General features: G+C 53.0%; 16 protein-coding genes. 9 read left to right on the top strand and 7 right to left on the bottom strand.

Annotated elements, in window-relative coordinates; all coding sequences use genetic code 11:
* Nucleotides 1-140: 140 nt before the first annotated feature.
* The 5 genes from OOF89_RS16350 (at nt 141) to OOF89_RS16330 (ending at nt 6,431) form a co-directional block, all read left to right on the top strand.
* On the top strand, nt 141-1,241 hold the full coding sequence (locus OOF89_RS16350; RefSeq protein ID WP_266080672.1) for a metallophosphoesterase: 1,101 nt from the start codon (nt 141-143) through the stop codon (nt 1,239-1,241).
* Between the two features lie 196 nt (nt 1,242-1,437).
* Nucleotides 1,438-2,139 carry a metallophosphoesterase family protein gene (locus OOF89_RS16345; RefSeq protein WP_266080671.1) on the top strand — a complete coding sequence of 234 codons (702 nt, stop codon included), beginning with the start codon at nt 1,438-1,440 and terminating at the stop codon, nt 2,137-2,139.
* Nucleotides 2,140-2,178: 39 nt separating this feature from the next.
* Nucleotides 2,179-4,560, top strand: a complete 2,382-nt coding sequence (ppk1, locus tag OOF89_RS16340) for a polyphosphate kinase 1 (protein WP_266080670.1) — start codon at nt 2,179-2,181, stop codon at nt 4,558-4,560.
* A 601-nt stretch (nt 4,561-5,161) separates the two neighbouring features.
* On the top strand, nt 5,162-5,485 hold the full coding sequence (locus tag OOF89_RS16335; RefSeq protein ID WP_328517195.1) for a DUF1428 family protein: 324 nt from the start codon (nt 5,162-5,164) through the stop codon (nt 5,483-5,485).
* 43 nt (nt 5,486-5,528) lie between these two features.
* Complete coding sequence (locus OOF89_RS16330; protein ID WP_266080669.1) at nt 5,529-6,431, top strand: aldo/keto reductase; 903 nt, start codon at nt 5,529-5,531, stop codon at nt 6,429-6,431.
* Nucleotides 6,432-7,238: 807 nt separating this feature from the next.
* Here the strand turns inward: OOF89_RS16330 and OOF89_RS16325 are convergent.
* The 3 genes from OOF89_RS16325 to OOF89_RS16315 all read right to left on the bottom strand — a co-directional run bounded on the left by OOF89_RS16325 (nt 7,239) and on the right by OOF89_RS16315 (nt 10,658).
* Complete coding sequence (locus tag OOF89_RS16325) at nt 7,239-7,790, bottom strand: IclR family transcriptional regulator (RefSeq protein WP_266080668.1); 552 nt, start codon at nt 7,788-7,790, stop codon at nt 7,239-7,241.
* Between the two features lie 279 nt (nt 7,791-8,069).
* Nucleotides 8,070-8,885 (bottom strand): IclR family transcriptional regulator, encoded by an 816-nt coding sequence (locus OOF89_RS16320; protein WP_266080667.1) that lies wholly within the window; start codon nt 8,883-8,885, stop codon nt 8,070-8,072.
* A gap of 522 nt (nt 8,886-9,407) precedes the next feature.
* Nucleotides 9,408-10,658: a Zn-dependent hydrolase gene (locus tag OOF89_RS16315; protein WP_266080666.1), complete on the bottom strand. Its 1,251-nt coding sequence runs from the start codon at nt 10,656-10,658 to the stop codon at nt 9,408-9,410.
* Between the two features lie 210 nt (nt 10,659-10,868).
* Here OOF89_RS16315 and OOF89_RS16310 point away from each other — a divergent pair, with 210 nt between their 5' ends.
* Genes OOF89_RS16310 through OOF89_RS16295 form a run of 4 tightly spaced genes read left to right on the top strand, consistent with a single transcriptional unit; the run spans nt 10,869 to nt 16,487 of the window.
* Nucleotides 10,869-12,497, top strand: coding sequence for an ABC transporter substrate-binding protein (locus OOF89_RS16310; protein ID WP_266080665.1), 1,629 nt, complete (start codon nt 10,869-10,871; stop codon nt 12,495-12,497).
* Nucleotides 12,498-12,511: 14 nt separating this feature from the next.
* Nucleotides 12,512-13,471 (top strand): ABC transporter permease, encoded by a 960-nt coding sequence (locus OOF89_RS16305; RefSeq protein WP_266080664.1) that lies wholly within the window; start codon nt 12,512-12,514, stop codon nt 13,469-13,471.
* Nucleotides 13,471-14,358, top strand: a complete 888-nt coding sequence (locus tag OOF89_RS16300) for an ABC transporter permease (RefSeq protein ID WP_266080663.1) — start codon at nt 13,471-13,473, stop codon at nt 14,356-14,358. The genes OOF89_RS16305 and OOF89_RS16300 overlap by 1 nt, the downstream gene beginning before the upstream one ends.
* Nucleotides 14,355-16,487 carry a dipeptide ABC transporter ATP-binding protein gene (locus tag OOF89_RS16295; protein WP_266080662.1) on the top strand — a complete coding sequence of 711 codons (2,133 nt, stop codon included), beginning with the start codon at nt 14,355-14,357 and terminating at the stop codon, nt 16,485-16,487. Before OOF89_RS16300 ends, OOF89_RS16295 begins: the two co-directional genes overlap by 4 nt.
* A 9-nt stretch (nt 16,488-16,496) precedes the next feature.
* Here OOF89_RS16295 and OOF89_RS16290 read toward each other — a convergent pair whose 3' ends face one another.
* The 4 genes from OOF89_RS16290 to OOF89_RS16275 all read right to left on the bottom strand — a co-directional run bounded on the left by OOF89_RS16290 (nt 16,497) and on the right by OOF89_RS16275 (nt 19,470).
* Nucleotides 16,497-17,225: a DUF1028 domain-containing protein gene (locus OOF89_RS16290; protein WP_266080661.1), complete on the bottom strand. Its 729-nt coding sequence runs from the start codon at nt 17,223-17,225 to the stop codon at nt 16,497-16,499.
* 384 nt (nt 17,226-17,609) lie between these two features.
* Nucleotides 17,610-17,813 carry a hypothetical protein gene (locus OOF89_RS16285; protein WP_266080660.1) on the bottom strand — a complete coding sequence of 68 codons (204 nt, stop codon included), beginning with the start codon at nt 17,811-17,813 and terminating at the stop codon, nt 17,610-17,612.
* Nucleotides 17,814-18,187: 374 nt separating this feature from the next.
* Nucleotides 18,188-18,601 (bottom strand): hypothetical protein, encoded by a 414-nt coding sequence (locus OOF89_RS16280; protein ID WP_266080659.1) that lies wholly within the window; start codon nt 18,599-18,601, stop codon nt 18,188-18,190.
* On the bottom strand, nt 18,598-19,470 hold the full coding sequence (locus tag OOF89_RS16275) for a ParA family protein (RefSeq protein WP_266080658.1): 873 nt from the start codon (nt 19,468-19,470) through the stop codon (nt 18,598-18,600). Before OOF89_RS16275 ends, OOF89_RS16280 begins: the two co-directional genes overlap by 4 nt.
* Nucleotides 19,471-20,018 lie beyond the last annotated feature (548 nt).

The raw sequence follows: 20,018 nt of genomic DNA, 5'->3' as shown, positions 1-20,018 counted from the left end.
GCAAGGTACTGCTGTGCGTCGAACGCCAACCGTTCGATGATGTGGAACGGGACGAGCTACCCAGCATTCTACGGACCATTATTTCTTGTAAATAGAAATATTATAAAGCACTATCTAACGGGCATTCATCTGCGAAATCGATGTCAGAAGCTCACACAGAGAGTGCTGCAGAATCGAATCAGCGGAACGCACCGTCTGCAACACGACGCCAGACACTGGCGTTCGTCGGCGGCCTTGGCGGACTGGGGTTCACGGCAAGTCACCGAACTGCAGCGCAGCGTGCGAGTGAGAGTAGCGAACCAACTGTTGACTCTAGCACCGAGTTCAGCGTTGCAATCTTCCCAGATACGCAGTACTATGCACAGCAGGATAATGGCATCTTTGAGCAGATGGGTCAATGGGTCGCCGATAATAAGGAGCAGTACAATATCCAGATGTTCCTGCACGAAGGGGACATCGTACAGAGTTACGGATCAGACAACGATGCCGAATGGGATGTTGCACAAGATGCAATCGGCAGAATGGACGACGCGAATATCCCAACCGTGCTGTCGCTTGGGAACCACGATGCAGACAATATCCGAGATCCGCAAACATTTCGCAGTCGGTTCCCGGCGACCCGCTATAAGGAGACCAAGGAGAGCAACGAGACGATCCTTGACTGGGGGACGTTCGAGGGATATGCCGAAAACGCCTATTTCCTCCAAGAGATTCATGGGGAGCAATTTCTCTTCCTCACGCTGGAGTTCGGGCCGCGTGACGCGGTGTTGAAGTGGGCCGGCCAGCTTCTGGAAACCTATGCTGAAGCGACCGCGTTTCTCGTCACGCATACATACACATATCACGACGGCACCCGAACGGATGCGAACGACAACTTCGCCCCGAACTGGTACGAAGGTGGAGGCCTCCCTGAAGGCAGCAACTACAACAACGGAGAGCAGATGTGGCAATCTGAATTGCGCTACCACGAGAATCTAGCGAATGTTCACTCTGGGCACCATATCACTGGCTCATACGTTGCACGACGTACCGCCCATGCAGAAGGCAATCGTACCACCCAGATGTTCATGGATTACCAAACGATCGATAACGGCGGGGATGGTTGGTTCCGCCTTTTGACGGTAAACACACAAACATACAATGCAGAGATAACCACGTATTCACCATATCTCGACAAGTGGAGTGACGACAAAGAGGAATCATTCAAGTTCAATTTGTACCCGAACAAGAAAGGCGCTTGAGGTGCTGAAATCGCCGGGATACAAGCCGATAAGCGATGATTTTGTTTTTACGGGCGAATTGTTTTATCGGCCGTTGCGACATTGATACCTCTATTCCACGATACTGTTTATCAATTACGGCTATATATTGCTATGTAGCAAACTTAGCAAGTTGTTTATTGGCGTGAGCGGCCACACTTTTACTACGAACAGTTCTATGAGCCGGACTCCTCGATTCAACGATTCTATCGAAGCACAGCACCAACACGTAGATGCCAACGCCTGGGACGACATCTATATCATTGGCGATATCCACGGCTGTCTGTCAGAACTTGAGACGCTCCTCAATGAACTGGCCCCAAGCGAGGATGACCTTGTGGTGTTCGTGGGGGATCTCATCAGGAAAGGTCCCAACAATCACGGTGTTGTCGACCTCGTCCGCTCATCACCGAATATGCTCTCGATTCGTGGAAACAACGAGGAGAAACTACTTCGGGGAACCAAAGTCGTCGACGATCTGACCGAAGAAGACCTCCAGTGGATTCGTGGCCTTCCAGTCGCAATTTCGTGGGAAGACACGCTTGTCGTCCACGGTGGGATCGACCCTCAGATGGACCGCGAAGACCACACGGTTGACGACCTGCAGAACACTCGCTCGCTCGTTCCCGATGGAAGCTACGACCCACCGTTCTGGTGGGATAAGTACGAGGGTCCCGAGCGCGTCTTCTTCGGCCATACCGTCCTTGAAGCACCCGTTCACAGAGAGTACGCTGTCGGCCTCGACACTGGCTGTGTCTACGGGGGCGAGTTGACCGCCTACGACTGGCGGAAGGGCAAACTCGTCAGCGTTGGTGTCGACCGGACGGTCCAACACCGCAAGGATTCTAAGTTCATCAACCCCCGCTCCGTTCCAGTGTAGCACAACCCCCGAAACAGACGACAAGCAAGTTCCGACTAAATGACGGCAGATGAAGACGTAGACGAATCAGCACAGCACGTAAACGCTCATCCCAACGGCCATGACCCAAAAGCAAATCCGGCCGAGCGAGAGGCAGTCGACGAGATTCTCATCGGAAGTGACGCCGATCTCGACAATGAACTTAACGAAACGCTAGCGGACGACAGTGACCAAGCCACAGCGGTCGACTTGGAGGCATCGGAGTTCTATCTTAACCGCGAACTGAGCGAACTCGCGTTCCAACGACGAGTACTTCATGAAGCACTCGACGACCGAAACCCGCTTCTGGAGCGCGTGAAGTTCCTCTCGATCTTCACGCAGAACATGGACGAGTTCTTCATGAAACGTGTTGGCGGACTCAAACAGCAGATGGCCGCTGGGGTGTCGGAACGCACACCGGATGGCCGCACCCCTGATCAGCAGTGGCGTGAAATCCTCTCGACTACCCACGAGATGTTCGAGATGCAAAATCGCTGCTATCATGAGGATATCAAACCTGCCCTCGACGAAGCGGGAATCCACATCGTCGACCACGAAACACTCGAATATGAAAAGCAGAAATTACTACGGCAGTATTTCGAAAGTTCCGTCCTCCCAACGCTGACGCCGCTTACGTTTGACCCGGCGCATCCGTTTCCGTTTATTTCTAATCTCAGCCTCTCGATGGCAGTTCTCACGCGCAACGATGCAACAGACGAGACGCTGAAATTCTCCCGAGTGAAGATTCCACAGAACCGTCCTCGATTCGTCCGTCTCGATGGACTCGGAGACGATGATGACGGCCGTATAGACGAAGCAAACAGTGACGAGGATATAACCTATATCCCACTTGAACAGGTCATCGAGGCGAATCTGGATCTCTTGTTCCCGAATGTCGAGATTGTTGATACTGCCCTGTTTCGTGTCACGCGAAACGCCGAAGTCAGGCGGAACGAGGAAGTAGCGGAAGGACTTATCGAAGTCATCGAAGACGTCCTCAGACAGCGACGCTTCGCGACCGTGGTTCGACTTGAAGTCGCGTCGAGTATGCCTGCAGCGGCACGTGAACTCCTCATCAACCAACTCGATGTCGACGAACGCGAAGTGTTCGAACTAGAAGGCCATCTCGACTACCGCGGCCTCTTCGACCTAGTGGATCTGAATCGCCCGGAACTCAAACTCGACTCATGGACGCCACAGATACACCCTCGGTTCGCAGACATTACTCTGGATCATCCATCAGAGCTCTTTGCGGAGATTCGCCAGAAGGATGTCCTCATCCACCATCCATACCACTCATTCTCGAGTACGGTTCAGAAGTTCCTCGACACGGCGGCCAACGACCCGGAAGTATTGGCGATTAAAGCTGCCATCTACCGGACGGCGTCAGACTCACAGGTAATCGAGAGTCTTATCGAAGCCGCGAAGAACGGCAAACAGGTCGCCGTGATGGTCGAACTGAAGGCACGGTTTGACGAGGAAAACAACCTCCGGTGGGTCAAGCGGCTTGAAGAGGAGGGAATCCACGTGGCGTACGGCACCATCGGCTTGAAGACACACTCGAAGACGACACTCGTCGTCCGGGAGGAGGACGACGGTGTCCAACTTTACTCACACGTTTCCACAGGTAACTACCATTCAGAGACAGCAAAGACCTACGCCGACCTTGGTCTCTTGACGTCGGATCGTAATATCGGACAAGACCTCGTCAAACTATTTAACTTCTTCACGGGCCACTCGCTGCACGAGCAGTACCGAAAATTACTCGTTGCCCCCGAAAACATGCGCGAGGAGTTTGTCCAACGTATCAGACGGGAGGCCAAACATGCCCGTGAGGGGACGGAGGCAAGAATCGTCGCGAAGATGAATGCACTCGAAGACCCCAAAATGGTCAGAGAACTGTACGAGGCATCGATGGCGGGTGTCGATATCGACCTCCTGGTTCGTGGCATTTGTCGGCTCCGACCCGGAATCGAGGGTGTAAGCGAGAACATTGCTGTCTACAGCGTTGTTGGCCGGTTTCTCGAACATTCGCGTATCTTTTACTTCCATAATCGAGGGCAGTCGGATTACTACATTGGGTCGGCCGACTGGATGACCCGGAATCTGGACCGACGGATCGAAGCAGTCGCGCCGGTAGAGGATCCTCTCCTCCGTGAGAACCTACAAACGATTCTCGACATCATGCTCTCGGACAACCGTAAACGCTGGCGGATGGACGCTGATGGGAACTACAAACAACTCATGCCTGCGGATGGGGAGCCGGTTCGAAGCACCCATCAGCGACTTATCGATGCCACGAAGGAATCGGTGCCCGAAGAGGACCACCGACCACTGCCGAGCGAGCAGAGACGCGAGTCACAAGTTGATCTTCGGGGAACATTCACTGACGGTCAACCCTGAGCACGGAAGCCACCGCCGCACCATACTTGTCTGCACACTTTCGTTGGTGTCCGGGTTTCACGTGTTCCACACTCTTCTGGAGCAGAAAACATATCTCGCAGGTAGATTATTAATTGTGAAAATTAAATGTGTGTATTACTGTCTATCTTGATCTACACATGAGTATATATGCCGTTGCTGTTTTGGTTTGCTTGTGATGAGTTTCAAGTTAGATTGTCTCCGTGGCTGTGGTTTTGTTGCGAGAGCGGAGAATAGACCCAAAGTCGGATACGAGGCGATGGCCCATCTTGCCAAAAAACATCAGATGCCTGCAGACCCAACTGAATTAGCGAACTGTGCGATCCCTGCCTACGATGATCCGAGAGAAACTCATCGAAGACTCAACTTCCCACGTTCTAACTCATCTCACTCACGCAGCTCCTCAAACCGTTGATGTACTGACCGCCGCTCCATCTCAACCGTATCTACGACCCATCGAGCGGTCACTGCCGGAAACTTGGACTCACAGATCACTCGAAGAATATCGTCTTTAGTTAATTCTGTGAAGGAAGTATATCGGCTCACAAGCGGTTGAACAGGAAGGGGAGCTAGGGAACTCCCGATGGGAGAGTACTTCGAAGGGGTGGGAGACAACATGGAGCCAGACATGGACGGCATGTCGATGCGGACCTTTCCCCAACTCGCTGAAACCGAGGACAACGAATCGGTCGTGTTCTCATTCATTGTGTACGAGTCTCGAGAGCACCGCGACGAGGTGAATGCGAGGGTGATGGACGATTCCGCAATGGACCAGAAAGTTTCGATGAAGAGATGCCCTTCGACGAGAAGCGTATGGCGTACGGTGGTTTCCGCTCCAGCATCAGTTATGAGGAGTAATCTAATGCTATATGATAGCTATTGTCGTACAGCAGTCAGAGTATCTTGATAATAGACATAGAATTTTGTGACCTCCAGCCAGTATAGGATACATGGAAACTCGACCACTCGGCGACATCGATCACAACAGTTCGATCCTGACGTTCGGCGCAATCGCGCTGAATTTCCTCGAACAAGACGACGCGAATCAAATGGTGGAGGATGTTCTCGATGCAGGCGTCAATCACTTCGACGTCGCTCCTACCTATGGTGACGCCGAAGTGAAGCTGGCCCCCAAGCTGAACGAACACCGGGACGAGATCTTTCTCGGATGCAAGACCCAAGAGCGTACCTACTACGGCGCTTGGGGCGAACTTCACAAGTCATTTGAGCGCCTCGACACCGATTACATCGATCTGTATCAGTTCCACGCAGTAACCCGCTATGATGAACTGGACACTATCACAGGCGACTATCACCCAGAGATGTCACAAGGCGACCACGACCCTGGCGCGTTGGAGGCATTCAAGGAAGCGAAAGAGGAGGGGCTTATCGGTCACATCGGTCTGACGAGCCACGGTGATCCGAGCATCATTCGCACCAGTATCAAACGAATCCCTGAACTGGAATCGGTTATGTTCCCGTTCAACTACACACTCGACTCAAAGAAAGGTCCTGAATACGACTACCGATCGGTGCTTGAATTCGCCCAAGAGCGCGGTCTCGGTACCCTCTGCATCAAAGGCTTCGCGAAACAATCATGGCCCGAGGATCTTTCCGAGGATGAGCGTCCCTATGAGACCTGGTATGAACCGTTCGATACAAAAGAGGAACTCGTCGACTGCTTCCGCTACGCGCTCTCGCAAGGTATGACCACCATCCCGAGCGCTGGCGATCCGAACCTGGTGGCGGACATTCTTGAAGCAGCGAACGAGTACGAGCCGCTCGCCGAAGCAGAACAAGAGCGCCTACGTGAAGCTGGACGCGATCACGAATCACCGGTTCCAGCCCCCTGAACAGCACGGCATCCAGAAATGTGAAAGCGGGATTCTTTGACATCCGATTTGTTACGAGCTCCTAGCCGGTAGCAGCTAGTAATCGGCCAATCTCTTTTTTCGGAGGAGTACATGTGATGTAACCGATCGCAGTATCCAGCAATAGCAACAGAACGAGGGCAAGTTGAGCGTGAGGAAGGCAATCTGAGATGCGTTTCCATTACGAACTGCGCACAGATTGACCTGAGAGTCCCGTAGGTATTCCACTTCTGCTTACTGCGCTAACCAGAAGTAGCATCTGAGGGGTCTTGTTTAGTGATTTCGAGTAGTAAAGAGCCCATATCGAAAAAACACCAATCTATAAACCGTATATGGCTATATCGAATTTAGAATCGGAAATATTCACAAGTTCGGCGGATAGCACGGTAGAATACATCGTCATTGACCATCTCTCTGAGATTCGACCCCACCCGATCTTGATCTAACTGTTTTATTTCTGATTCACGAGTCTGCTCACTGTTGATTCACGATTGGTTTGAGAAACCACGTTTGTATCGGTCTCGAGTCATCATTCCCAACTCATACTTCGGTTATCCGACTAACAACAATTCGATAAATGTTCATGAGTCGAGAATACGTTACATGTGTAGGGTTGTAATGGTGGCTGAGAGATAATAGACTCGACTTCGGAGACCAGGCGTGAGACACTACCGGTGATGCAGCCTATGAGCGGAGCCGAATATCATCGAATCGGACTCGAGACTATTTCCTCTAACGTCGCTTCGTCGGGCTACAGAATCGTAATCCGGTGAGTCCCAAATCATGGGACTATCGATAGTTGAAGTTCACTTCAATCATGTTCGCCGCTCGGCTCAGAAGGTCGGGAAGCTCCTCCCAATACCAATCGTTTTTTAATCTCGTGGTCGCTCCCGCTATAGTCAGTCCACCGATGAGAACGTCGTCAGCCCTATTGTGAACGGGAACAGCAATGCCACGAACACCTTCTAACCGTTCCTCGTCGTCGAACGCAACGCCTCGTTCACGGATGGTTCGCAGTTCGTCAAGCAATTCCTTCCGGTCAGTCGCTGTGTTATCTGTCCGTCTCTTGAAAGTACAATCGGCGAGAAGCTCGTTAGTACGCGGTTCGGGGTTGAATGCGAGTATTATCTTTCCGATAGCCGTACAGTATAGGTCGAGGTCAATGCCGATGTGTGCGTCCGTGGTCACTGCTTCAGAGGACTCTGAGTAGTATAGCCAACCTGCCCGTCCGTACTCTTTTTGTGCGATTGCGACTCGCTCACCCGTTTCGTTCGCGAACTCGTCGACGACCGGTTTCGCGATGGTATGTAGTTGCTCCCGGTTTCGAGCGTCGTGGTTCATTCCGAATCGATCGCTCTGAGCGAGTCGAGCAAGATGAATGGGACTTTTTCATACACATTGCGACTTTGTTTACGAAAATGGTAGCTTGCTTGCTATATTAACAAATCCAATTAGATAATTAATTATCTTATATATTGTATTATTGAAATTTAAGGTCGAACAATAAATGGCCGCTCATATTTTGCGGAGACATTACAACACTGCTATCGTAATTGATAGTACCTTAAAATATCAGCGGGAAAACTTCCATTACAAGGGAAGGTAATTGGTTCACGGTAATTAGATGAATTTGGGAAGGTTGGTTTCGCTCTCGGACATATTTATGTTCACTTCGATGACGTTCGCCGCGTTCACCACCTTCTCGACAACCATGTTGTGGTACTCCGTTTCGTTCATTCGGTTGGTCGGTCCCGAAATACTAAGCGAGCCGAGAACGCGACCGTTTCTATCCAGAACTGGCGCACCGATTGCTTTTAGACCCTCAATTTCTTCCTCGTCGTTGTACGCATATCCCCGTTCTCGAATCCGTTCAAGTTCCGTGAATAGTGCCTCACGGTCGGTGATCGTATTCTCTGTCTTACGGATCAACCCGTAGCGGTCGACGATCTCGTCCACGTGATCGGAGGGAAGAAACGCGAGAATCGACTTTCCAGTCCCCGAGAAGTGCAAATAGTCCGGCTTTTGCAATTTGCTCGTCTGGTACTCGCTTCCGACTGCCTTCTCCCCTCGTACTTTATAGAGGTTCACATTGAGCCCATGCTGTTCGGTGGCGAGGTGGGCGTATTCTCCTGTCTCGTCCGCTAGTTTTTCTATCTCCGATTTGCCGATCTCGTATAATTTGTTCTGGTTACGAACGTACTCGCCGAGAAGGAGAAACTGCAGCGACAACGAGTACGTGGTTCCCTCCTGAATCACGAATTTGTTATCGCGAAGCGTCGTGAGGTGGTTGTAAACCGCGCTCTTTGACATGTCGAGGTGGTCGGCGAGTTCGGTGACGCGCGCTCCATCTAACTCTTCTAGCGCCCGAATCACGTCGAACGCTCTTGTAACTGTTTTCAACGTCCTTGACGAGCTGGTTTCGGTTCGATCTGCCATGTTATGTCGTACCAAAACCTACCGTAAAACTGTTTGCATATGGTGCAAATACTTCCACCGAACGGAATCGATAGCAGAGGCTGCTACCGCACCACACATCATTATGTTAGAAAGAGAATAGATCCCGTATGGCATCTTACTCCGGCGATTTTCCAAGAATTCGGACGAATATCTCGATTAATATCGTTCAGAATGCGTGTAAACAGATTCCTGGCACAATTCCCCTCAGTCCCTATTTTTCGGATGTCTCCAAGTAGAATATCTCTCTCCGTAAAATTTGTAGAGTAGATAGACTGTACGACCGGGTTCAAAGTTCGAAGCCGTTCTCTTTTGAGACAATTCTCCGCTTGTATGCCAACCGAACTAATTACTGTACGAAAACGGGATGTAACGGACTAACAGTCGGAATTTGGCAATGGCATCGTATTCAGCTCTCTGTGCACGAACACCGTACTAGGGACTAAACCCTCTCAATGGGGGCTCTTTCGAGTGATATGATAATTCGCTCGCTCGCAAACGGTACTATTCGCAGGCGAGTCGTTTCAGCGCACCACCGAGAACCTGTGTCGATGCAGCACAATCGTCCCAATCCGTCCACTCCAGCGGATTGTGCGAAATTCCGTTTCGTGACGGCGCAAAGAGCAATCCAGCGTCCGTGACTTTCGCGACGTGCATCGTATCGTGAGCTGCTCCGGAGTGGAGCTCCTGCGTATTGATGTCTGCCGCCTCCCCCGCAGCGCGCAAAGCATTACGACAGCGGTCGCTCATCGGAATCGGGCGCCGATTCCACGGGCGCTCGAATTCGGTAACGATGTCACATTCGGTCTCGATTCGCTCGAGACTTTCCTTTGCGCCGTCGATGATCCGCTCGATGGAACCAACTTCGATATCGCGGACATCGAGGCTCAATTCGATGTGCCCCGGAATGACGTTCGGTGCATTCGGTCGAACGCGAAGTTTGCCGACGGTGGCGACGGCAGTAGCCGATACCGAATCGGCACACTCACGGGCAGTATTCTCGAGATCGAGAACGAATTCGCTCCCGGCGGTGAGCGCGTCTGACCGATCCCTCATGGGCGTCGAGCCTGCGTGATTCGCCTCGCCGGTAATCTCGATGGCGCAGCGGGAAAGTCCAGTGATCGTCGTTACGATTCCAGCGGGGACATTTGCCTCTTCGAGACGCTCGCTCTGTTCGATGTGAAGTTCCAGCCATGCGTGCCATTCGTCGGCCACTAATTGACCTTCTCCGTGAAAGCCGATTTCGTCAAGGGCGGATTTGAGCGTCACTCCGGAGTCGTCCTCGAGCGCAAGTGCCGTTTCCGGAGTCATCTCGCCAGCAGCGACGGCCGAACCCAACAATCCACCGTCGAAACGCTGACCCTCCTCTTCGGTAAAACAAACGACCTCGATTGGACGAGTCGGGGTGACTCCTGCATCTTGCATCGCTCGGACGCTTTCTAGTGCCGCGTATATTCCAAGGGGCCCATCGAAGATACCACCGTCTGGAACCGAGTCAAGATGACTCCCAGCGGCTACCGGCTTTGCAGTTGGGTCAGCGCTTTCGGGAGTCCACCGCCCTACGATGTTTCCCACCCGGTCAACCCGAATGGCGAGACCAGCGTCCCGCAACCGTTCGCAAAAATACTCTCGTGCCTTTCTGTCCGCCTCCGTACCGGTGAGAACAGACCGACCGTGACCGCTTTCAACCACGACGGAACCGAACTCCGCATTAGCTTCGATATCACGTCGCAGCCGGTGCTCGCTTATCTGCATGCCTATCTAGGCAAGTTGCCGTATCGATCTATTTAACTGTTTCTCAAATAAAAAGAAATGTTGCATTTTGTAGTTCCGTTGCAACTCGTCGCGTGGAGTGCCCATCTACTACGATTGTTGGCTGTCATAAGGAGTGGAAATCTTTTGTTCACTAATACGATGATCGATAATTCCATAAACTATATTATGGGTGTCTGAGTGTGTTTCTCTATGCCAAGCGATAGTAATAGGCGAAACTTTGAAAATAACAGCCACGCCGCTAGTGGCAGGAGGCTTGACCGCCGAGCGTTCCTCGCTGCGTCGGCCACTGGAATTCCAGTTGCGCTCGCTGGTTGTCTCGGAGGAAGCGATTCTGACAACTCCGGCGGCAACAATGGAGCCAACGGGAAGCCACAATCAGGCGGCACGCTGCAATGGGGAGGTGCCGTTCCAGTTCAGGGGCTGGATCCGCATCTCGAGAGCGCCGCGGCAACGAACCGAGTGCTCGAAAACATCACCGAACCTCTCATCAAACTAGACTTTGACTATTCGCTACAACCGCATCTCGCGAAGGATTGGACTACTTCCGAGGACAATACGAAGCTGGAGTTCACGCTTCAGAAGGGAGTGAAATTCCACAATGGGAAGGAGATGACCTCCGATGACGTGATCGCAACCTACGAGAGAATCGCTAACGGCGATTATCTCGCCAGCGGCTTCTTCGAGTTTGTTGACTCGATGGAAAATCCGGACGACCAAACCTTCATCGTGCAGTTGTCGGAGCCGTTTGCACCGTTCATCTCACGGATGGCGACTGGAGAGATGCACATCGTACCAAAGGAACAGACGAACAAGGAGAAAATCGGGGAACCCATCGGGACGGGCCCCTACCAGTTCGAGAGTCATGAGGTAGAGACTTCGTTCACGATGACGAAATTCGACGAGTACTGGAATGCTAGCGAAGATGGCGGCCCCTTCCTCGACAAAATCGTCAAAAGTGAAATAACTGATCCAAGCGTGCGCCTCCAGTCGTTCCGCGCGGGGGAGTACGACTTTATCAACGGCGTTCCGCCGAAAGACGTTGAGTCGCTCAAGAACGATTCCTCCGTCCGGTTCGAAAAGCAGTTTCCGAAAGCTCTCGTTTACCTCGGGCTGAACTGCAATAAGAAGCCGTTCAACAATAAACATGCTCGCCTCGCGCTCGACTACGCGATCGACAAGGAAGAGATAACGGAGGCGGCGCTGTACGGTACTGGCAAACCCGCCGCGACGCCCGCAGCACCTGACAGTCCGTGGGTGAATCCGGACGTGAAACCACGCCCACGAAACCTCGAAAAGGCCAAAGAGCACCTGAAGAAGGCGGGAATGGCGAACGGATTCTCGGTTTCGTTCAAGATTCCACAGTCCTACCCGACGCAAGTGCAGGGGGCGAAAGTCATCTCCGATCAGGCATCGGACGTCGGCATCAACCTCAACATCCAGAAAATAACGTGGAGCACGTGGCTCTCGGACGTGTACAGTAAGCAGAATTTCGAGGCGACAACCAGTTCGTATCTCGCACTCAACTACCCGGACGTGTCCTTCTACAAGTTCCTCCATCCGGATGGAGCGTTCTTCTTCACCGGATGGGAAAACGAGGAGTACAATGAACTGGTTGAGAAGGCTCGGCACATGTACGACGAACAGAAGCGTGCGGATCTCTATCACAAGGCAACCGAGATTCTGCACGAGGAGCGCGCGGGTCACCTCCTGCTCTGGTGGCAGGCGAACCTGTACAGTGGTTCGACGAAATACAAGGGCAAAATCGGCGCACCCGACGGTTCGACACTCCGATTCCAAGATAACTGGCTCAACGGGTAACTGGAGGAACGACAATGTCCATGTCTAACTATCTACTCAGACGATTGGGGTTCATGACGCTGACCCTCCTGTTCGTGACGTTAATCACATTCATCGTCACGACGATTTTGCCCGGAGATGTCGCGTTGCTCATCCTCGGGCCGAACGCGACTGACCAATCCATTCAGGCGTTACAGGCGCAACTGGGTCTCGATAAGCCGCTACATCTCCAGTACGTAGATTGGGTGATTGGGATCTTACAGGGTGATATGGGAACGTCACTCCGGTTTGGCGACCCAGTCGTGACGCTCATCGCTGAGAAACTGCCGAAATCGCTCATGCTCGCCGGGGCGGCGACGTTCATCGCGGTTTTCCTGGCGCTGCCGCTCGGCGTTGTCGCTGCGGTAAAACAAAATGAGGCACCCGATCTCTTCGCGTCGATGTTCGGATTCATCGGCGTTTCCATCCCGATCTTCCTGTGGGGACTCGTGTTCATCCTCGTTTTTGCCGTGTGGCTGAACATCTTCCCGACAGGAGGCTATGTCCCGCCGAACGAAGACCCAGTAGGAACGCTTACTCATCTCGTCCTCCCGGCGTCGGCGATGGGATTCGCCCTCACCGCCTATATCATGCGCATGACCCGGTCATCGATGCTCGAGGTCATGTCGGAAGAGTACATCAAACTAGCACGTTCTAAGGGGATGACGCAACGCATCATCGTCCTCAAACACGCGCTCCGAAACGCCATCATTCCCGTCATCACGGTTATCGCGTTTCAGTTCAGCTACGCGTTTGGTGGTGTCGTCGTTCTAGAGGAGGTGTTCTTCTGGCCGGGCATTGGCAGGCTGACGCTGACCGCCATTCAAAGTCGGGACATCCCGCTGTTGCAAGGTTGTATCATCGTCGTCGCGCTGATGTACATGCTCTCAAACCTCGCGGCGGACATCCTCTACGGCTACTTCGACCCGCGGATTCGCTACGGAGGTGAGGACTGATGGCGACCTCAACGTCGAACTCGACGGTCACGTCCGCGCGGATAGAGCGCCTCCAACGGTTCACGCGGCAGTTCAGGAGCAATACGAAGGCGATGATCGGGCTCTTCATCGTGGTTGCGCTCGTCGTCATCGCTATTTTCGCACCTGTCATCGCACCCTACGCAATCGATACGACGTCCGTTGCGGATCGAACACAACCGCCGTCGGTCGACCATCCGTTTGGAACCGACGATCTCGGCCGAGATATCTTCAGTCGCGTCGTGATGGGCAGTCGAATTTCGCTGTACGTCGGCTTCGGCGCCATCACTGGCGCGCTCTTGATCGGGACGATAATCGGGCTCGTCTCCGGCTACTACGGTGGGCTTATCGATGAGTTGCTGATGCGGTTTATGGACGCCGCGATGTCCTTCCCACCAATCCTCCTCGCACTGACTCTGATGGTAGTCCTCGGTCCGGATCTCACGAACGTCATTATTGCGCTAGCGTTCGTGTACACGCCGTACATTGCTCGCGTCGCCCGAAGCGCGACGTTGTCCGAGCGAAACGAGGCGTACGTCGAGTCGGCTATCGCCCGCGGGGAGAACAATCCGCACATCATCTTCCGGGAAGTGTTACCGAACTGCTCTGCCCCGCTGCTCGTGCAAGGGTCGTTGAACATCGCGTTCGCGATGCTCGCGGAGGCAAGCCTGTCGTTCCTCGGTCTCGGTGCGCAACCGCCGACACCGTCGTGGGGACTGATGATTAACACCGGACGGGGATTTATGCAATCTGCACCCTGGATAATCATCTTCCCTGGTATCGCAATCGCGATTACCGTCATCGGGTTCAATCTGCTCGGTGATGGCCTCAGAGACGTTCTCGACCCCAAGGTGGATTCGATAGAATGAACTGCAAAAACATAGACGATGGGCGGTCGCCGCTCCTCCAAGTTCGAAACCTCAGGACGGAGTTCCTGACGGAGGACGGAACAGTCGTTGCCGCCAATGATGTATCGTTTGCCCTTGATACGGGCGAGACAATGGGTTTGGTCGGCGAAAGTGGTGCCGGAAAGAGCGTGACCGCACGTTCGTTGTTACAACTCGTCGATTCACCCGGAGAAATCGCTGGCGGCGAGGTCATCTTCGACGGAGAGAATTTACTGGAGTTCTCCGAGAAAGCGATGCGGACGGTACGTGGAAACAAGATTGCACTCATTCCGCAAGATCCGATGTCGTCACTCAATCCGGTTCTTACGGTCGGCGAGCAGATCGTCGAGACAATAATGCACCACCAGGATAGCGACCGACCGGCAGCGCGCGAACAGGCTATCGAGGTGATGCGCGACGTCGAAATTCCGGATGCTGCGGAACGCTTCGACGATTACCCACACGAATTTTCCGGAGGCATGCGCCAACGCGTCCTCATCGCCATCGGACTCTCCTGTAAACCGGATTTAATCATCGCGGACGAACCGACGACGGCGCTTGACGTGACGACGCAGGCGAAGATCCTCGATCTGTTGAACGAATTGCAGGACGAAAAGGGGATGGCCATCTTGATGATTACACACAATCTGGGTGTCGTCGCCCAAACGTGTGATCACGTGGGAGTGATGTACGCAGGGAACCTCGTTGAAACTGCAGCGCTCGACGAGCTGTTTCGAAATCCGCAACATCCGTACACGCGTGGGCTAATCGATTCGATTCCTCAACCAGACATTCAATACGACGACCTTCCAACGCTCGACGGAGCGATGCCGGATCTCACCGATCTGCCGCAGGGCTGTAACTTCGCACCCCGGTGTTCATACGCTACTGACGCCTGTCGGACCGGTGGAAACCCCACGCTTGCCCCGGCGACAGGGACGACTTCTCGTGCAGCGTGTATCCATGCGGACGAACTCGATCTCAGTCAGGGATACGAACCTACGAACTCGAGAAACAAGCGGAAGGACCTCCATCGAAGCGGCGAGCCGCTGTTCGCAGTGAAGAATCTGAAGAAGCATTTCGCTGCGGGAGACGGATTCCTGGGCGAATTCACACTCACGCGTTCCGACGGTGGCCTGCCAAAACTCGAACGGCGGGCCGTCAAGGCTGTCGATGGCATCGACTTCGACATCTACGAGGGTGAGACGGTGGGTCTTGTCGGGGAAAGCGGATGTGGAAAATCGACCGTCGCGCGAACCGCACTCAAGCTCCTCGAACCGACCGAGGGAGAGGTTTACTTCGAGGGAGAACCCGTACACGAAATGAGTAGTACGGAGGTTCGAAGTCTTCGACGCGAAATGCAGATGATATTTCAGGATCCGCACAGCTCTCTCAACCCGCGAAAGACGGTAGGGCAGATTATCGGGCGAGCGATGGAGCGACACGACATCGCGACCGGCAATGCAAAGCGTCAGCGCACGCGGGAGTTACTGACGCGCGTCGGTCTCTCACCGGACGCGGTCAATAAATATCCGCATCAGTTCTCTGGCGGGCAACAGCAACGTATTGCTATTGCACACGCGCTCGCCGTCGAACCGAAACTCATCGTCTGCGACGAACCGGTTTCGGCGCTCGATGTATCGGTGCAGGCTCAGATATTGAACCTCCTCAACGAGATTCAGGCGGAGTACGGGCTCTCGTACCTGTTCATCTCCCACAATATCGGCGTTGTCCAACACATCTGTGACCGAATCGCGGTGATGTATCTCGGGAAAATAGCCGAGTTTGGCACGGTCGAACAGATATTCTCGCCGCCATTTCACCCCTACACGGAGAGTCTTCTATCGGCAGTTCCACACGCCAACCCGGCACAGAAGACCGACCGCATCCTGCTCGAAGGGAGCGTTCCGAGTCCGCTGAATCCGCCATCGGGATGCCCGTTCCAGACCCGCTGTCCGAAGAAAATTGGCGAAGTTTGTGAACGAACTGAACCAAATCTGGAAGAAATAGACTCCGGCTCTGGCCATCGTATATCCTGCCTTCTGTCGAGAGAGAAGATGAGCGAGCGCCAATCGCTTATTGGGTCGGTTGAACCGGAATCCGATGATTGAACTATAGAGTCAGTATTTTACTCCGAACTCGAGAATTTCGTCCGGATACGAACCTAACTGTCGGGCAGTTTCGTCCTGCAAATTTCGTTCGGTCTCCCGCGCTGTCTCGTATAGTTCACGAAGTTCTCGAATCGGTTGCTCGGCAGCGTCGATTCGAAGGTTATGATACAATTTCGGCTCGGGTGCGTGAACGAGCAACGCCGAACTCACTTTTCCCCGCTTGTCTCCACCCGCTTTCTGCCCCGCCTCAAGGCCGCTAAGCAACTGTTCGGAGAGTGGGCCGGTGGCTGCGGTAAACGCATCGCTCACTGCGTCGATGACGGCAGCATCGCTGAGCATGTTCCCCGCTACCGAGTAGTTCGCTCCAGTCGTTGAACCGCACCATTCGATGCAATCGTCGCCAGTGAACGCAAACTGCCCGCCGTTCCGGTTGACGCCGTGTAGTTGGCGGTAGTTCGAGTATTTGTCTTCCGCTAACACTGATTCACATGCCGACTCAATGCCTTCACCGTCCGCAACCCGTGAAAGGACGTCCGACCCGTGAGACGTTTTCGTAAACGATTGGGTGACGACCGCGGCTGTGTCACTAACGTATGGACACGTCGCGCCCACGGCGACGATACCGGTTGCCACGGCGACGCCGAACGACTCCTCTTCTGAATCGTAAGCCGCGATAGAGAACGTTCCCGGTCGGTAACCACGCTTCCACTCGGTCGGCGCACTTGTCTTCCTTTGCATCCGTTGGACATACACGGGAGGGTATATTGTATTCAACGAAGATGTACAGCGATAGATGATGCCCTATGTTACTAGTTCTCGGCACTTATACGACGGATTTTGTCAAAGACGACGACTGGGGCCGGATGTTCGCCGACGTGGGAGGCTGGTCGCCGAAGACACTGGACACGACGGGGAACAGAGGCGGTTTACGGTATTCGAGCAGAACGCGGATATCGACTGCGTGGGACGGAACGCGACGTGTTACACTCGGTTGCGTCGGTCGTTCGTCGGTACCGTAACCGCTAGACGGTAGAGAACTCGTTCAAGAGCATCAGGCAGTTCACGGTTCCGACGACTTCTCGGTCGCCCGTCCTGCGTTTTTTCAACTTCGCGTTCGCGTGCCTACTGTTCGACGTGTGGCGACTCGTGGATCTCTTGGTTCGACAGGCTTTCGGCGTCGAAGACGGCCCAGTCGTCCCCTTCTCTCGTGTCCTCCAGTTCGTCCGCCGGGAGAGCGGTATCGGATAGCTGGTTCTCCAGCACCGACCGAGACCGCTGTTCGGGAGCGGCAGGTCTGTTTGAACCCGGCGGTTCCGCTGTTCTCACTCGCTTCTCGCCAGCTTTCTCCTCGTTCTGCTAGAGCTAACTGGCAGATTTTGACTGCTAGAGCCTCCGAAACGTGCGTCTTGCTTATACAAAGTCTCATCTTCTGTAGCGATTTTTGATATAGCCATATCTGATTTATAGATGCTTGATTGCCATTCTATGACAACTACGGCCCTTCTCTCGGTGTTTTACGTTGGAAGTAGTGGTGTGTGATGTACTTCCCCATTTTTGTTTGTAAGCGGAAGTGGAATTGGCAAGGTCGCCGCCCTCAGCGAAGCAGATTCGACGTCTGCGCCAGCGAAAGCCTACTACAGACGGTTTCTCAAACTAGCTCAAGGATATCAACACTTGCCGTAATACGGCAAAGAATCACGTTATTGACGTCGCTCAGCAATAATCTCGACGAGTCGCTCGGGTTCTTCCACCGCGAGCGTGAGAACGGCATCGTGAATTTCACGCTTTTCTTCATCTCGAATGCCTTGTCGACGCAGTTCTGGGACAACTGAAATCCCAACTGCATCTTCAAATTCGTCCCACGTATCTCCCCGAGCATACAATGGACGTTGACGAACCTCCGAATATTCGAACGGTGGGCCAGAGATATTCGTAGTCGACTCGCTTTGTAACGATTCCGATGACGCTGTCGTCTCGACTGTCGATTGTTCCTCTACTTGTGGAGAATCAGCTTCTAATTTCGAGAAGGATTCCGGAGGGGTTTCGGATGGTTCTTCCCCTGCATCTTCGTTGTCAACGCCGCTCAGGTCGTCGAAAGGGTTTGCATCAGTCATCGCTCGACACCACCGTTTACGACGATCGATGCCAGTTCTTTGAAGTTCTCGATTTGGCTGTTTTCGGGGTCATAATCCAGCAGTGGTTGATGTTCTTTGAGCGATTTTGAAAGTGCTGCACTGTATCGGATACCAGGCTTCGGTGGTTGCAGCTCTCCGTTGTCGATCGCGTCGAACTGTTCTGCCGTGATGCGTGCAAAATTCGGAACCTTTCCTTCCGTCGTCTCCGCCGTGTTCAGATTTTCGAGCAGCTCGCGGTCTTCGGTTTGTTGGTCGATTCGCTCGCGAAGTTTGTTCGGGATTAGTGCGAGCACGTCGATATCGATGTATTCCTGCGAAGGTGTGATGAGTCGTTCCATCGTGCGTTTGTAGCCGCCAATAGAACTGGAACCTGGCTCAAGAGGAATCAAAACATTTCCAGATGCAACCAATGCGTTATTGTTGAGCATCCCAGGGTAAGCCGGGCAATCAAACACGATGTAGTCGTATCGATCCCCGAGAAGCGGATCGACAATTTTGGTCTTGACGCGTGCGGATCCCTGAAGCGCACCTGCAAGGTCTTTTTCAACGTCTTCAAGCGTGTTCGACGATGGAAGGAGGTCAAACCCGAATTCGGTATCCTGAATGAGATCTGCAGCAGTGGCGTTTCCTTGGTCAAGAATAACGTCACCGAGGTTCGTCTCACCTCTGTAGACGTCACCGAATCCGAGACCGTTGGTCGCGTGTCCGTTTGGATCGAGATCTGCAAACAAGACACGGCCACGTTCGGTGAGTTGCCGCGCAAGGTTCATCGAAATTGTTGATTTGCCGACGCCTCCTTTCAAAATGACCACGCTCACAGCGCGTGGAGTGTCTACGTTAGCTCCCATTGTGTGAATTAGCCGCCATAGCGTCTGTTTCCAATAGGCACCTCGTATACATTAGTCACCTATTGTGCCTAATTCGCTCATCTCGGCGGTTGAGATAGCTATCTCACTAATCAAAGATAAATGTACCGCAAGTAGGTGGCTAAGTTACAATAGGTAGCTTAGCTATCTCAGCTATTGCACCTGAACCACCTATTGTAACAAACAGAGGTACACAGGATACACAGTGTGGACTCTGCGTAAACTCTTGTCAAAACATCTACGTTATCAGAGATAGATACTTAAGATACAATAGGTACAATAGATACAATAGGTACGATAGCCAAGGTAAGTTAGGTACCTATTGCACCTATTGTCTCAGACTTGCGCATTCGTATAGGCGATTTAACCGTAGCTCAGACGCTGAGAGTGGGGTTCTAGAAACAATAGGTAACTAAACCGCAATAGTTACCTCAACTACCCCACCGCACGATTGTACAGATGCACAAGAAGTGTTATCTTTGGAGGTAGAGACGACAGCACCATCAAACATTATTTCGATAACGGTTGTC

It is taken from the genome of Haladaptatus caseinilyticus (assembly GCF_026248685.1).
GTDB classification, from domain to species: domain Archaea; phylum Halobacteriota; class Halobacteria; order Halobacteriales; family Haladaptataceae; genus Haladaptatus; species Haladaptatus caseinilyticus.
This window is presented reverse-complemented; position numbering and strand designations above follow the sequence as displayed.

What these genes read in the sequence shown, in the direction of transcription:
- OOF89_RS16350 (WP_266080672.1), top strand. Translation starts at nt 141, where the DNA reads ATGTCAGAAGCTCACACAGAGAGTGCTGCAGAATCGAATCAGCGGAAC.
- OOF89_RS16345 (WP_266080671.1), top strand. Translation starts at nt 1,438, where the DNA reads ATGAGCCGGACTCCTCGATTCAACGATTCTATCGAAGCACAGCACCAA.
- ppk1 (WP_266080670.1), top strand. Translation starts at nt 2,179, where the DNA reads ATGACGGCAGATGAAGACGTAGACGAATCAGCACAGCACGTAAACGCT.
- OOF89_RS16335 (WP_328517195.1), top strand. Translation starts at nt 5,162, where the DNA reads ATGGGAGAGTACTTCGAAGGGGTGGGAGACAACATGGAGCCAGACATG.
- OOF89_RS16330 (WP_266080669.1), top strand. Translation starts at nt 5,529, where the DNA reads ATGGAAACTCGACCACTCGGCGACATCGATCACAACAGTTCGATCCTG.
- OOF89_RS16325 (WP_266080668.1), bottom strand. Translation starts at nt 7,790, where the DNA reads ATGAACCACGACGCTCGAAACCGGGAGCAACTACATACCATCGCGAAA.
- OOF89_RS16320 (WP_266080667.1), bottom strand. Translation starts at nt 8,885, where the DNA reads ATGGCAGATCGAACCGAAACCAGCTCGTCAAGGACGTTGAAAACAGTT.
- OOF89_RS16315 (WP_266080666.1), bottom strand. Translation starts at nt 10,658, where the DNA reads ATGCAGATAAGCGAGCACCGGCTGCGACGTGATATCGAAGCTAATGCG.
- OOF89_RS16310 (WP_266080665.1), top strand. Translation starts at nt 10,869, where the DNA reads ATGCCAAGCGATAGTAATAGGCGAAACTTTGAAAATAACAGCCACGCC.
- OOF89_RS16305 (WP_266080664.1), top strand. Translation starts at nt 12,512, where the DNA reads ATGTCCATGTCTAACTATCTACTCAGACGATTGGGGTTCATGACGCTG.
- OOF89_RS16300 (WP_266080663.1), top strand. Translation starts at nt 13,471, where the DNA reads ATGGCGACCTCAACGTCGAACTCGACGGTCACGTCCGCGCGGATAGAG.
- OOF89_RS16295 (WP_266080662.1), top strand. Translation starts at nt 14,355, where the DNA reads ATGAACTGCAAAAACATAGACGATGGGCGGTCGCCGCTCCTCCAAGTT.
- OOF89_RS16290 (WP_266080661.1), bottom strand. Translation starts at nt 17,225, where the DNA reads ATGCAAAGGAAGACAAGTGCGCCGACCGAGTGGAAGCGTGGTTACCGA.
- OOF89_RS16280 (WP_266080659.1), bottom strand. Translation starts at nt 18,601, where the DNA reads ATGACTGATGCAAACCCTTTCGACGACCTGAGCGGCGTTGACAACGAA.
- OOF89_RS16275 (WP_266080658.1), bottom strand. Translation starts at nt 19,470, where the DNA reads ATGGGAGCTAACGTAGACACTCCACGCGCTGTGAGCGTGGTCATTTTG.